Source organism: Metaplanococcus flavidus, from assembly GCF_042675885.1.
Classification (GTDB): domain Bacteria; phylum Bacillota; class Bacilli; order Bacillales_A; family Planococcaceae; genus Planococcus; species Planococcus flavidus.
The window spans coordinates 98,933-111,440 of the sequence record NZ_JBHTKI010000023.1 but is presented as its reverse complement, the minus strand read 5'-3'; the positions used below and the strand labels follow the sequence as shown (position 1 = coordinate 111,440).

Here is a 12,508-nt window from a genome sequence, read left to right as displayed (position 1 = left end):
AACTGTGGTTAAAAGTACAAAAGAGTTGACCGGTATACAGAAAGTAGCTGTTTTGCTGGTCGGCCTCGGACCGGATGTGGCGGTTGAAATCTTCAAACAGCTGACTGAACCGGAAATCGATCAATTGACGATGGAAATTTCAAATGTTCGGCAGTTAAAAAGCAGCCAGACAGAAAAAGTGGTCGACGAGTTTTACGAAATGATCATTGGCCAGGACTTCATGGATGAAGGCGGCCTGGAATATGCAAGAGATATATTGGAAAAGGCGCTGGGGAAAGATCGTGCGCTTGATACAATCGGGCGTTTGACAAGCAAGCTTCACGTCAAACCGTTCAATTTCGCAAGACGGGCAGATCCGAACCAGCTGTTCAATATTCTGCAGCACGAACATGCCCAGACGATCGCGCTGGTGCTGTCCTATTTGGACTCGAAACAGTCATCACAGGTAATTTCTCAGCTGCCGCCGGCAAAACAGGCGGAAGTGGCACGAAGAATCGCTTTGATGGAAAGCACTTCGCCGGATGTCATCCACCAGGTGGAACAAATCATCGAACGCAAACTGTCAGCTTCCGGGTCACAGGATTACACAGCTACCGGTGGTGTTGAAGCGATTGTCCAGGTATTGAATAACGTGGACAGAGGAACGGAAAAAGCGATTCTTTCCGAGCTGGAAATTGATAACCCGGATCTGGTTGCAGAGATCAAAAAACGGATGTTCGTGTTCGAAGACATCATTACACTCGAAACACGTTCTATCCAGCGCGTGATCCGCGAAGTGTCGGATGCCGATTTGACATTCTCATTAAAAGTGGCAAGCGAAGAGGTCAAAGACGGCATATTCGCGAATATGTCTGCACGAAGAGCAGAAGTTATTCGCGATGAAATTGATGTAATGGGCCCTGTGAAGCTGAAAGATGTGGAAAATGCACAGACGAATATTGTTGCATTGGTTCGCAGTCTGGAAGAAAAAGGGGAAATTATGGTGTCCCGTGGAGATGGGGATGAGCTGATTGTCTAATGTCATCCGCTATCATCATGGAATTCCGGTTGAGACAAAGATACTCAAGACCAAAAAGATAGAGTTCAGAAAAGTTCAGGAATCTGAGGAAGAACGGGATCCCGAACAGCGAAAGCAATCCATTCAGCAGGATATCGAAGCTTTATTGGCGCAGAGGGTTCAATTGCAAACAGAATTGCAGGAGCAGCAGCAACAGGCACGAACCGATATCGAATTCTGGTGGGAGCAGGCAAGGACCGAAGCCCAGGCAGAAGCTGAACGTCTGGCGGATGTGGCGACTGCGCAAGGATTCGATGCCGGCAAACTGCAAGGTTATGAGCAGGCCGAAGAAGACTTCAGGGAAAAACGCCTCGAAATGGAAGGGCTGATCCGGGAAGCCTATACAGAAAAAGCGAAAATTGTTCAGGAAGCCGAAACCTTCCTTCTGAGTTTGAGCGTGCGCATTGCAGAACGCGTCATCAAAGAAGAGTTGGAGCAGCACGAAGAGCAGCTTTTGAATATCGTCAAACAGGCGTTAAAACATATCGAAGAAGCGGAAGACATCATCATGCAAGTGTCCCTGGACGATTACCCGGTCCTACTGCCTTTCATGGAAGAATTGAAAACTTATGTAAGAGCAGACTGCGAATTAAAAATGATTCCAGTGGCCAATGTCGAGAAGGGCGGCTGCATGCTGCATACGCCGAGCGGCTCCTATGATATCACCATCGACAGCCAGCTGGAAGAAATCAAAAAGCATTTACTCGCTTATTGTGAGGAGAAAACGAATGATGAACCAGCGGAAAGATGAATACCTGGCGCTGATTGATGAAGTGGAACCGATTAAGAAACACGGCAAAGTCGTGCAGGTGATCGGTTTGACAATCGAATCAAAAGGCCCGAATGCCAAAATCGGTGAAATTTGTTTATTGTATCCGAATCATTACGAAAAACCGATCGAAGCGGAAGTGGTCGGATTCCGTGAAAACAAATTGATGCTGATGCCGCTGAATGATATTTCCCAGATCGGACCCGGCTGTCTGGTGGTGGCGACTGGCGTGCCGCTTCAGATCAAAGTCGGACCATCGATTCTTGGAAAAGTATTGGATGGCACAGGCAATCCGCTGGACGAAACACGATTGCCGAAAGGACTCAAGAAATACTCGACGAATAATACACCGCCCAATCCATTGCAGCGCCCGCGAATCGACAAGCCACTGGAAGTCGGTGTCCGCGCTATAGACGGTTTGCTCACGGTGGGCCAGGGCCAGCGCATCGGCGTTTTCGCCGGGAGCGGCGTCGGCAAGAGCACATTGCTCGGCATGATTGCCCGCAACACGGAAGCTGATGTCAATGTCATTGCGCTTATCGGTGAACGTGGCCGGGAAGTGCGTGACTTTATCGAACGGGACCTCGGGCCAGAAGGGCTGAAGAAATCGGTCATCGTGGCGGCTACTTCCGATCAGACACCCTTGCAGCGCATCAAAGGCGCTATGACGGCGACCACGATCGCGGAATATTTCCGGGACCAGGGCAAGAACGTCATGCTGATGATGGATTCGGTGACACGTTTTGCCATGGCGCAGCGCGAAGTGGGACTCGCTGTCGGGGAACCGCCGACCAGTAAAGGTTACACGCCGAGTGTTTTTGCTTTATTGCCAAAATTATTGGAGCGCTCGGGAACATCGGCAAAAGGATCGATCACTGCGTTTTACACGGTATTGGTCGACGGCGATGACATGAACGAACCGATTGCGGATGCAGTGCGAGGCATCCTGGACGGCCATATCGTGCTCGACCGCAAAATTGCGCAAAAAGGGCAGTTTCCGGCGATTAATGTCATGGCCAGTGTCAGCCGCGTCATGCACGAAGTTGTTTCGCCTGAACACCAGAAAGCGGCCATCCAATTCAAGCGAATGCTGTCGGCGTATGATTCGGCGGAAGACCTGATCAATATCGGTGCCTATAAAGCGGGCGCCAATAAAGAAATCGACCAGGCAATCCGATCCTATCCACTGATGAAAGACTATTTGCAGCAAGATATTTACGAAAATACAACGCTTGAAGCAAGTATCGAAAAACTAAGCGAGCAATTTGGGGGGAACTAAGAATTGACGCAATTCAATTTCCGATTTCAAAAAATCCTTGAACTGAAAGAAAATGAGAAAGGCGTTGCCCAGGTTCAGATGGCGGACGCGATAAAAAAAGAGCAGGCGGGCCATCAGAAGAGCATGGAAATTACGGACAAACTGTCTGAAGCCGAGCATCTGAAAAGAGAGAAACAACTGGTCGGCACCAACATCGCCGAGTTGCGGATGCTTGAAATGTACATAAATCAGTTGCAGGAACAATCCACTGTGACGAATCGCGAGCTGGAATTTCTTCAAGGCAATGTCTCGCGAACACAGAACCAGCTGCAGCAAAAAGCGCAGGAAGAAAAGACCTGGGGCAATCTGAAAGAGCAGGAGCTTGGCAAATTTCAGGAAGAAAAGAAAGTCGAAGAACAAAATTTCTTCGATGAATTGGCCAGCGCAAGATTTTACCGACAATCGAAAGCCAGTATCGCTGAAAGAGGGTGAATCCGATAACTACTGTAGGTTCAATATCCACAATGACTGTAAAGCCTTCTGCTGACACGGCTTCTGCCAAGACGGCACCACCCGCAGAAGGGGCAAAAGCATTTTCGGTTCTTCTTAAGGCACTGGCCGATGGCGGACAACCTGGTGAGAATCAGGAAGCGGCGATGCCGAAAGCGCTGCTGAAAAAAATTGAAGACATGTTGGCTGAGCTGCAAGAGCAGCCGATCGAAGAACTGACCGATGCGCAACAGAAAATCATGTATGAATTGATGCAAATAATTAATTTCCAGCCGGAAAGAAGCGAAGGAACGATTCTCGTGGATACGGCTGGACGCAGAAAATTCACATCGATTTTGCCGGATGCCCAAAAACAGGCGTTGCCTGCGGATGTCCAAGTGAAACTCGTTGAGCTGGTTAAAAAGCTGAGCGATATTTTACCTGAAACATCAACCACTGGTAATAAGAAATTCGATCTCTCTTCACCGGTTATGGGGGTCGACAGCAAAGCAATCGCTTTAAATGCTGAAAAAATTGTAGAAATCACAAATAAAATTCTGGAATTTACGGAATCACTGGTCGCGGGTGATAAAAAGGTGACAGAGAAACTCGGAGTAATTACCGTTCCGGAAGCAGAGAAACAAATGAAAATCGCTGCAGATGGAAAAACCGCCAATGCCGATGAACCGGAAGCAGTAAAAGTACAGGCTTCTGCAACTGTCGTCACTGCGGCTCGAAGTGACGGAGGACAGCAACAGGAAACTTCACAGCAGGATGACAGCGAACCCAAAGGGATGCAACTAACAGCTTCCGCAGAATCAGCGAAACCGTCAGGGGCACCGGTTCAGGCAGCACAACCGGTGCAGGCGAGACCGGAAGCGCCGGCGATGCCGACTCCGGTGGTCCGGATGAATAATCTGACCGAAGAGTTGGGCCAGGTTTTCAAAAACTCGCTGCGCATGACCGTCAACGGTGAAAGCACACAAATCAAAGTGAACATTTCCCCGGACAATTTGGGGCACCTGGATATTCGCCTGACGGAGACGAACGGGAAAATTGCAGCACAAATCTTCACGAGCAGTATGGCGGCAAAAGACGCGATAGACCTGCAGTTGAATCAGCTGCGCAATACATTGGCTCAGCAAGGCTTGACCGTCGAGAAAATCGAAGTCGTTCAGAACAACTCCCAGCAATCGCTCGACCAGCAGAATGCACAAGCCGAGCAACGCTTCCAACAGCAGCAGCAGAGACAGAATTCCGCTGGCCGCGAAAACAACGGCTACCAGCAGAGTGAAGAAAAAGCGGCAGTGGAGCGAAACTACCTCGACTCCGGCGTGATGAAAGTGGATTATACAGTTTAAACAGAAAAGAGGTGCTCTGATGAACGTTACGAATACGACTGCCGCCAACACAATGGGCGGCACAGCTGCAAAAACAGGAGACCAACAAAACTCGCTTGGCCAGGATGCGTTCCTGAAAATCCTCATCACGCAGATGAAGCACCAGGACCCGATGGAACCTTTGAAAGACACGGAATTTATTGGCCAGATGGCACAGTTCACCAGTTTGGAACAGCTGACAAATCTGAACAAGACAATGACGCAATTCGTTGGCAACTCCACCAATCAAACCTTGGCGGATCACGCAAATCTGATTGGCACGTCGGTTGACTATTCCTATGAAGTCGATGGACAGATGGAATCAGGGCAAGGAATTGTGAAAGCATTATCGAGTAAAAACGGAGAACTGACGATTGAGCTTCTTGACAGCGGAACGAAAATCCCGCTTACAGCAATCAACCGGATAGAAATGAATGCAGAAATCAAAAACGACGAGGAGATTGTCTGATTCCGAAAGGATTACGGACGATACTCGAAAGGGGAAATTTAAATGTTACGTTCGATGTATGCGGGTGTGTCAGGTATGAAAGGGTTCCAAACGAAACTGGATGTTATCGGTAATAATATTGCCAACGTCAATACGATCGGCTACAAAAAGAGCACGATTAACTTTCAGGATTTACTGAGCCAGAATATGTCAGGCGGCGGCGCTAATCCGATGCAAGTCGGTTTGGGTTCGCAAACAGGGGCGATTAATGTGAATCATAACCCAGGGTCTTCTATGACTACTGGAGTTGGTACAGATTTAGCGCTGATGGCTGACGGGTTCTTTGTAGTACAGGAGCCTGAAGGTGATGAAAGACAATATTTAACACGAGCAGGGCAATTCACGGTAACAGCAGAAGGTAACCTAGTTAACCCTCAAGGTTATAATGTTATGGGATTTGAAAATGAAGCCGATGCGGCTGATGCAGGAGAGGTATTCGATCCAGCTGATGATGCTTCTCCAGTTGTCATTGATCCCCTTCTCTACGATTCTTTCAGAATCAATCGCGAAGGTGAAGTAATTGGGAAAGCTGCAGATGGAACTGAAGCGATTCTATTTGGTTTAGGAATATCTAATCCGGCAAATCCAACTGGCTTAAGTAAATTCGGAGGATCATTATATGAAATGACCACTATGGCAAGCGCGGATGGAATAAATATCCAAACTGTAGGAGATGCAAATACTTCTGTCGCTTCCGGCATGCTCGAAATGTCGAACGTTGACCTAACGGAAGAGTTTACTGAAATGATCGTTGCACAACGTGGGTTCCAGGCAAACTCGCGCATTATCTCAACTTCTGATGAAATCCTTCAGGAAGTTGTCAACTTGAAACGATAATAAAGGAGGGCCGGCCTGAGGGAAGTTGAACTTCCCTCAATAGGCGCCTATAAATGATCCTATTGACGAAATTAAACCAAACGCCGTTTACCTTGAATGCGGTTTATATCGAAAGAGTCGAAGCTACACCGGATACAGTCGTGACACTGGTGTCGGGAAAAAAGATCCATGTGCTGGAGTCCGTGACGGAAGTTATGGATAAAGTGACCACCTATTACCAGCAGATCAGTATTTTGCCGACTGTCCAAAAGCCCGGCCCTATGGAATGAGGAGGAAACATCCGTGGTAGAACATTTATCAAACGAAAATATAGATGCCATTCTTTCTTCCATAAAAAAAGAAACCCCTGTCCCTTATAAGTTCGGCAAAGAACGCGCGGTGAATAATTACGATTTCAAAAAAGCGCTGCGCTTTTCACAGGACCAAATCCGTACATTGACGCGGATCCATGAAAACTTTGCCCGCTTGCTGACATCTTATTTTTCCACCCAGCTGCGCACATACGTGCAGCTGTCGGTTACGGGAGTTGAGCAATATTCGTACGAAGAATTCATCCAGAACATCGAAAAGAATTCCCTGCTGGGCGTTTTTGAAGCAAGCCCGCTGCCCGGCAGCATGGTGATGGAATTCTCTCCGGATGTTGCGTATGTCATGTTCGACCGGCTGCTCGGCGGCCAGGGGAATGCATTGAATAAAACAAGCGATCTGACAGAAATCGAAACGTCCATCATTGAACGGGTTTTCATCAAGGCGTTGGATTGCTTCCAGGAAGCCTGGACTTCGGTCATCCGTTTGTCACCTTCATTGAAGGAAATCGAAGTGAATCCTCAATTCCTGACGATGTCGCCGCCGAATGAAACAGTCATCATGGTATCGCTTCAAACGAAAATCGGTGAGGTCGAAGGCGTTATCAATCTTTGCCTGCCCCATCTGGTGTTGGAGAAAGTGCTGCCGAAACTGTCAGCGCGTCATTGGCTCGCAAATCAGAAGAAAACGAAAGAAAGCCACGAAGTGGTTGCGTTGGAGAAAAAACTCCAAAGCACGAAAATGAGTGTCAAAGCAGTTTTAGGCCAATCTTCAATTGATATCGAAGATTTCCTGAACTTGAAAAATGGCGATGTCATCCGTCTGCACGAATCCTATACGGATCCGGTGACGGTGCTCGTTGATGAAAAGCAGAAATTTTTTGCTCAGGCCGGGGTTTCCAAAGGCCGTCTGGCGGTACAGATTACGGAAGTTCAAACGCAGGAGGATCGCAGCGATGGTAACTGGTAATTTGTCTTCAGATGAAATAAACGGCTTATTGAACCGGAGTGAGAAGGAGGTAAAGAAAATGGAAAATACGTCACTTTCCACAATCGAAAGCGAAGCGTTAACTGAATTATTCAGCGTAGCTCTTGGCAGTTCTTCGGCTGTCCTGTCTTTATTGCTGTCAGAGCAAGTGACCGTGAGCGCGCCGAAATTGGCTGTAAAGCCGGAAACGGAAATGATGGCAAAAACACAGGCACCATTCTTCGTGCTGCTCGGCGAATACACCGGCGACATTTCCGGCATCCAATTTGTTTCGATTAATAAAGAACAAGTGCAGGAATTGACCGTGATGGTGGACCCCGAAAGCGCAAGTGAAGACACCGAACGCCAATTTGAAATCCTGCAGGACATTATGCAGCAAATGTACGCATCTGTCTCTCAGACTTTCTCCGCTTTATTGGAATTGGAGATTTCCCATTCACTGTCCGGTATGGACATGGTGGAGCAGCGGGAAGATTTTCCGGCAGCGAATTTTACAAAGGAAGAATGGTTTGTCGAAGTCGCATTTCAATTGAAGGCGCAAAACGGACGGCATGCGGAATTCCATATGTGCATTCCGGTGCGTCTGGCAAAACAAATGGCGGGAATCTTGACCGATTCAGGTGAAGAGGAAGAGCTGGAGGAGACACAGGACATGCAATTTGACTCAAACAATGAACGCAGTAAAAAAGAACAGCCGGCTGCATCACCAAGCATCCAACCGGTGCAGTTTTCAAGTTTCGATGATTCGGCTGCAGCGAATACCGAACCGAATAATTTGAGTATGCTGATGGATATTCCGCTTCAGGTAACCGTGGAGCTTGGACGCACCAAACGGACGGTGAAAGAAATTCTGGGTGTTTCCCAGGGATCGATCATCGAACTCGACAAACTGGCGGGCGAACCGGTCGACATTTTGGTCAATGACAAATTGATCGCCGTGGGTGAAGTTGTGGTCATCGATGAAAACTTCGGGGTCCGTGTTACAGATATCCTGTCTACAGAAGAACGCATCTCGAAGCTTCGCTAATACCTTTATGTAAGGAGTCTACAAGCTTGGTCCAAAAAATGTCTTTATACAGTATTGTGATGATCCTGCTGCTGGCGCTGTCAGCAGTATGGGCGCCATCCGGAGCACAAGCCGCCGACCCGAAAGTCATTGACGGCTATGACGGCGAACAGCCGGCAGTCGAGCAACAGGAACAGCCGGTCGAAGTTGAAGCGGCGGCACCGGAAGAAAAAAGCTTTATCGTCGTGATCGGCCAATTGATCTTCTATACCTTGTTAATCGTCTTCATGATATACGGCCTGATCAAATTCCTTTCGATGAAGCAAAAAAATCTCCAGCCCAACCAGGCAGTAAAGCTGATGGGCGGAACAGCCTTAGGGAACAATAAATCCCTTCAACTTGTGAAAGTGGGCGGACAGATTTATCTGATCGGTGTCGGCGATCAAGTGACCTTGATCAAAGAATTCACCGAAGACGATGAAATCCATGGAATTGAAAAAGACGTGGAGACCCAAGCTTCGCCATTGCTGCCGAAGACGGTAACCAGTTTCATAAAAGAAAAGGTCGGCGGCCACTTGGACAAAAACCCTTCCCATGCGAAAGGGTTTGAGCAATTATTCAAGCAGAGCCTCGATAAGCAGCGAAACAAACAGGACCAATTGAAAACGGATCTGGAGAAACAACAATCACAGGATAAAGAAGGGCGTTCGTTATGATGGATTCCCTTCTCCTGCTCGTCAATATTCCAGGCATTGATTTCGGCAATGAAAACCCGGAAGATGTGTCGACCACTCTGCAATTAGTATTCCTGCTGACGATTCTGTCGATCGCACCGGGTATCCTGATCCTGATGACCAGCTTTACCCGCATCATTATTGTGCTGTCATTCGTCCGAACGGGTCTTGGTACACAATCCATGCCGCCGAACCAGGTGCTGGTGGGACTCGCATTATTTCTTACCTTCTTCATTATGTCTCCAATCTTTCTGGAAATAAATGAAACGGCGCTTCAGCCATATCTGGATGGTGAAATCGGCCAGGAAGAAGCCATGGATTCAGCGGCCTTGCCGATGAAAGAATTTATGGCGAAACACACACGTGAAAAAGATTTGGCGCTGTTCTATAAATATGCGGAACTGGAAAAACCGGAAAGCATCGCGGAAATTCCGCTGACGTCACTGATTCCGGCATTTGCCATCAGTGAGTTGAAGACGGCGTTCCAGATAGGCTTTGTCATTTTCATCCCGTTTCTGATCATCGATATGGTCGTTGCCAGTACTTTGATGGCGATGGGGATGATGATGTTGCCGCCGGTAATGATTTCATTGCCATTTAAAATCCTGTTATTCGTACTTGTAGACGGCTGGTACCTCATCATCGAATCGCTGCTGCTCAGTTTTTAGATAGTAAAAGTGAGCATAGTAACCGATATTCCGCAAAACAACTCGCTTGCCGGGGGCTCGCGCTGAACTAACTCGGTCTCGTTGCACTTCGTCCGAGTGGATTTCAGCACTTCGCTTACTCCCCAAGGCGTCTTCGTTGTTTTGCTCCATATCTCTAGGAATGTCTCTCAGCGCCGGCGCGCCTATGGACTGAGCGAAGCAATAAGACGAGTGCACTTCTCGGCTTATTGCGGGAGCTTTGTCCTAAGCGCCGAAGCGGTATATTAAATTACTCTTTGATTCAACTTGCACAGTGAAGGAAGGAAGAACTCAATGACTCCAGATATGGTAATCAAGCTGGCCGAACAATCGATTTATACAATCATTATCATTGCAGCTCCGATGCTGCTGATCGCGCTGGCTGTCGGCCTGCTGGTCAGTGTGTTCCAGGCGATGACGCAGATCCAGGAACAGACTTTGGCGTTCATCCCGAAAATACTCGCTGTTTTCATTTCATTGGTCGTTTTCGGGCCATGGATGCTGACGACGCTGCTGGATTACACGCGCAATCTGTTCCAAAGCCTACCGCGAATAATCGGATAGGAGCCTGTAATGAATTCTATTTTAGAAGTGTTGCCCTATTTTTTATTAGTACTCATTCGTTTTACAAGTTTCTTTTTAATCGCTCCGATTTTTTCGATGAAAGGCATGCCGACCCAATTTAAAATCGGTCTCGGATTTTTCATCGCTTTGACAGCTGTTGCCACAATGCCGGCTGAGGAGCCGATTGTGCTGAATGCTTTTTATTCGCTGATGGTCATTAAAGAAATTGGCGTTGGTCTGGCGCTTGGGTTTACAGCCGCGCTGCTGTTGTATGCGGTGCAGGTTGCCGGAGCGTTCATCGATTTTCAGATGGGTTTTGCAATCGCCAATGTCATTGATCCGCAAACCGGGGCGCAGGTGCCGATCATCGGCCATTTTAAATACATGATGGCGCTGCTGTTCATGCTGACGGTGAACGGTCATCACATGCTGCTAGACGGTGTCATGCACAGTTTGAGGCTGTTCCCGGTGGAAACGACCTCGTTCGCTTTTGAAGCAGGAGATCTTTCTTCTTTTATATCGGCATTATTCGTCCAAATGTTTACCATTGCTTTGCAAATTGCTTTGCCGATTGTCGGCGCACTTTTTCTTGTGGATGTAGCTTTGGGGATATTGGCAAAAACAGTGCCCCAATTGAACATCTTTGCTGTCGGTTTTCCTGTAAAGATCTTTGTCGGCTTTGTCCTGCTGTTGCTGACGATGCCCATCTTCTTCTATCTTCTGCAATTTTTATTTGAAAAAATCATGATGAGCATGGCGCAATTGGTCAGATTAATGGGAGGGACATAAGTGCAGAAACGACTGGTTCTCGATCTTCAATTTTTCGCAGGTGAAAAAACCGAAAAAGCGACACCGCAAAAAAGGCAGGAATCGAAACGCAAAGGGCAGGTGGCAAAAAGCCCGGAAGTCGCTGCCGCCATGATTATGCTTGGCGGTATCCTCCTGCTGTTCTTTGCAGGCGGCTGGATGCTGGAACAGATTCTTGGAATCTTCCGCATCAACCTTACCCAATTCATCAGTTGGGAGCTGACCCCGGCTTCCACCCGCACCATGCTGGAACAAATGGCGTATGAAGGATTCAAGATCATGGTCCCGATGGCGCTGATCGGTATGGTTTTCGGGTTTTTGGGAAACTACATACAAATTGGCCCGATTTTTTCAAGCGACCCCCTTATGGCAAAGTTTGAACGAATCGATCCGATCAAAGGAGCAAAACGGATTTTCTCAGTACGCGCATTGGTGGAATTGGCAAAATCATTGCTGAAGATTTCCATCATCGGAACTGCGGCTTTTCTCGTGCTCTGGCTTGCAAAAGAAGAATTGTTTTTATTGTCCCAGCAGAGCGTTCCGCACGCATTGAGCTTTGTGGGCGGACTGGTCATCAAACTGGGCCTGACCGCTTCACTGATCCTATTATGTCTCGCAGTGCTGGATTATATTTATCAGAAATACGAATTCGAAAAAGGAATAAAGATGTCGAAACAGGACATAAAAGATGAATACAAAAAAGCAGAGGGTGATCCCCTCATCAAACAAAAGATCAAAGAAAAGCAACGGCAGATGAGTATGAACCGGATGATCCAGGATTTACCGAACGCGGATGTGCTCATTACGAACCCGACGCATTATGCGATCGCAATCAAATATGATGCCGAAACGATGGAATCCCCGCAGGTTATTGCGATGGGGAAAGACCATCTGGCACTGAAAATCAAAGAAAAAGCGAAAGAACTTGATATTGTGATTATGGAAAATAAACCGCTCGCCCGCGCGCTCTACGCACAAGTAGAGGTTGGCGACTATGTGCCGGAAGATCTCTTCATGGCCGTAGCAGAGGTTTTGGCATATATCTACCGTTTGAAAGGGAAGATTAGTTAGATATAAATTAGAATGATGAAATCGCTTCAGACGGACGCTTTCCGCGGGGA

General features: G+C 47.7%; 15 protein-coding genes. All 15 read left to right on the top strand.

Annotated elements, in window-relative coordinates; translation table 11 throughout:
• The first annotated feature begins 4 nt into the window (after nt 1-4).
• On the top strand, nt 5-1,018 hold the full coding sequence (gene fliG, locus ACFQ1X_RS15260) for a flagellar motor switch protein FliG (protein WP_144839593.1): 1,014 nt from the start codon (nt 5-7) through the stop codon (nt 1,016-1,018).
• Nucleotides 1,011-1,808 carry a FliH/SctL family protein gene (locus ACFQ1X_RS15255; RefSeq protein WP_144839591.1) on the top strand — a complete coding sequence of 266 codons (798 nt, stop codon included), beginning with the start codon at nt 1,011-1,013 and terminating at the stop codon, nt 1,806-1,808. The genes fliG and ACFQ1X_RS15255 overlap by 8 nt, the downstream gene beginning before the upstream one ends.
• Nucleotides 1,789-3,105, top strand: a complete 1,317-nt coding sequence (gene fliI / locus ACFQ1X_RS15250) for a flagellar protein export ATPase FliI (RefSeq protein WP_144839660.1) — start codon at nt 1,789-1,791, stop codon at nt 3,103-3,105. The genes ACFQ1X_RS15255 and fliI overlap by 20 nt, the downstream gene beginning before the upstream one ends.
• 3 nt (nt 3,106-3,108) lie before the next feature.
• Nucleotides 3,109-3,576: a flagellar export protein FliJ gene (gene fliJ / locus ACFQ1X_RS15245; protein ID WP_144839589.1), complete on the top strand. Its 468-nt coding sequence runs from the start codon at nt 3,109-3,111 to the stop codon at nt 3,574-3,576.
• Nucleotides 3,573-4,934, top strand: a complete 1,362-nt coding sequence (locus ACFQ1X_RS15240; protein WP_144839587.1) for a flagellar hook-length control protein FliK — start codon at nt 3,573-3,575, stop codon at nt 4,932-4,934. Before fliJ ends, ACFQ1X_RS15240 begins: the two co-directional genes overlap by 4 nt.
• Before the next feature lie 19 nt (nt 4,935-4,953).
• On the top strand, nt 4,954-5,421 hold the full coding sequence (locus ACFQ1X_RS15235) for a flagellar hook capping FlgD N-terminal domain-containing protein (RefSeq protein ID WP_144839585.1): 468 nt from the start codon (nt 4,954-4,956) through the stop codon (nt 5,419-5,421).
• Nucleotides 5,422-5,463: 42 nt separating this feature from the next.
• The gene (locus tag ACFQ1X_RS15230; protein ID WP_144839583.1) at nt 5,464-6,297 is read left to right on the top strand and encodes a flagellar hook-basal body complex protein; all 834 of its coding nucleotides are present in this window, start codon (nt 5,464-5,466) and stop codon (nt 6,295-6,297) included.
• A gap of 53 nt (nt 6,298-6,350) precedes the next feature.
• Nucleotides 6,351-6,566 carry a flagellar FlbD family protein gene (locus ACFQ1X_RS15225; protein WP_144839581.1) on the top strand — a complete coding sequence of 72 codons (216 nt, stop codon included), beginning with the start codon at nt 6,351-6,353 and terminating at the stop codon, nt 6,564-6,566.
• 13 nt (nt 6,567-6,579) lie between these two features.
• The gene (gene fliM / locus ACFQ1X_RS15220) at nt 6,580-7,572 is read left to right on the top strand and encodes a flagellar motor switch protein FliM (protein WP_144839579.1); all 993 of its coding nucleotides are present in this window, start codon (nt 6,580-6,582) and stop codon (nt 7,570-7,572) included.
• Entirely contained in the window at nt 7,559-8,617 is a 1,059-nt protein-coding gene (gene fliY / locus ACFQ1X_RS15215; RefSeq protein WP_144839577.1) for a flagellar motor switch phosphatase FliY, read from the top strand. Before fliM ends, fliY begins: the two co-directional genes overlap by 14 nt.
• 26 nt (nt 8,618-8,643) lie before the next feature.
• Nucleotides 8,644-9,312 carry a flagellar biosynthetic protein FliO gene (locus ACFQ1X_RS15210; RefSeq protein ID WP_379083287.1) on the top strand — a complete coding sequence of 223 codons (669 nt, stop codon included), beginning with the start codon at nt 8,644-8,646 and terminating at the stop codon, nt 9,310-9,312.
• Nucleotides 9,309-9,998: a flagellar type III secretion system pore protein FliP gene (gene fliP, locus ACFQ1X_RS15205; RefSeq protein ID WP_144839575.1), complete on the top strand. Its 690-nt coding sequence runs from the start codon at nt 9,309-9,311 to the stop codon at nt 9,996-9,998. The genes ACFQ1X_RS15210 and fliP overlap by 4 nt, the downstream gene beginning before the upstream one ends.
• 312 nt (nt 9,999-10,310) lie before the next feature.
• The gene (fliQ, locus tag ACFQ1X_RS15200; protein WP_117301347.1) at nt 10,311-10,580 is read left to right on the top strand and encodes a flagellar biosynthesis protein FliQ; all 270 of its coding nucleotides are present in this window, start codon (nt 10,311-10,313) and stop codon (nt 10,578-10,580) included.
• Nucleotides 10,581-10,589: 9 nt separating this feature from the next.
• Entirely contained in the window at nt 10,590-11,369 is a 780-nt protein-coding gene (fliR, locus tag ACFQ1X_RS15195; protein ID WP_144839573.1) for a flagellar biosynthetic protein FliR, read from the top strand.
• Nucleotides 11,370-12,458, top strand: coding sequence for a flagellar biosynthesis protein FlhB (gene flhB / locus ACFQ1X_RS15190; protein ID WP_144839571.1), 1,089 nt, complete (start codon nt 11,370-11,372; stop codon nt 12,456-12,458). It begins immediately after the preceding gene.
• Nucleotides 12,459-12,508: the final 50 nt, after the last annotated feature.

Bases quoted from the DNA above. Each gene is read 5' to 3' on its own strand.
- fliI (WP_144839660.1), top strand. From the start codon at position 1,789: ATGAACCAGCGGAAAGATGAATACCTGGCGCTGATTGATGAAGTGGAA.
- ACFQ1X_RS15235 (WP_144839585.1), top strand. From the start codon at position 4,954: ATGAACGTTACGAATACGACTGCCGCCAACACAATGGGCGGCACAGCT.
- ACFQ1X_RS15230 (WP_144839583.1), top strand. From the start codon at position 5,464: ATGTTACGTTCGATGTATGCGGGTGTGTCAGGTATGAAAGGGTTCCAA.
- ACFQ1X_RS15225 (WP_144839581.1), top strand. From the start codon at position 6,351: ATGATCCTATTGACGAAATTAAACCAAACGCCGTTTACCTTGAATGCG.
- fliY (WP_144839577.1), top strand. From the start codon at position 7,559: ATGGTAACTGGTAATTTGTCTTCAGATGAAATAAACGGCTTATTGAAC.
- fliP (WP_144839575.1), top strand. From the start codon at position 9,309: ATGATGGATTCCCTTCTCCTGCTCGTCAATATTCCAGGCATTGATTTC.
- fliQ (WP_117301347.1), top strand. From the start codon at position 10,311: ATGACTCCAGATATGGTAATCAAGCTGGCCGAACAATCGATTTATACA.
- fliR (WP_144839573.1), top strand. From the start codon at position 10,590: ATGAATTCTATTTTAGAAGTGTTGCCCTATTTTTTATTAGTACTCATT.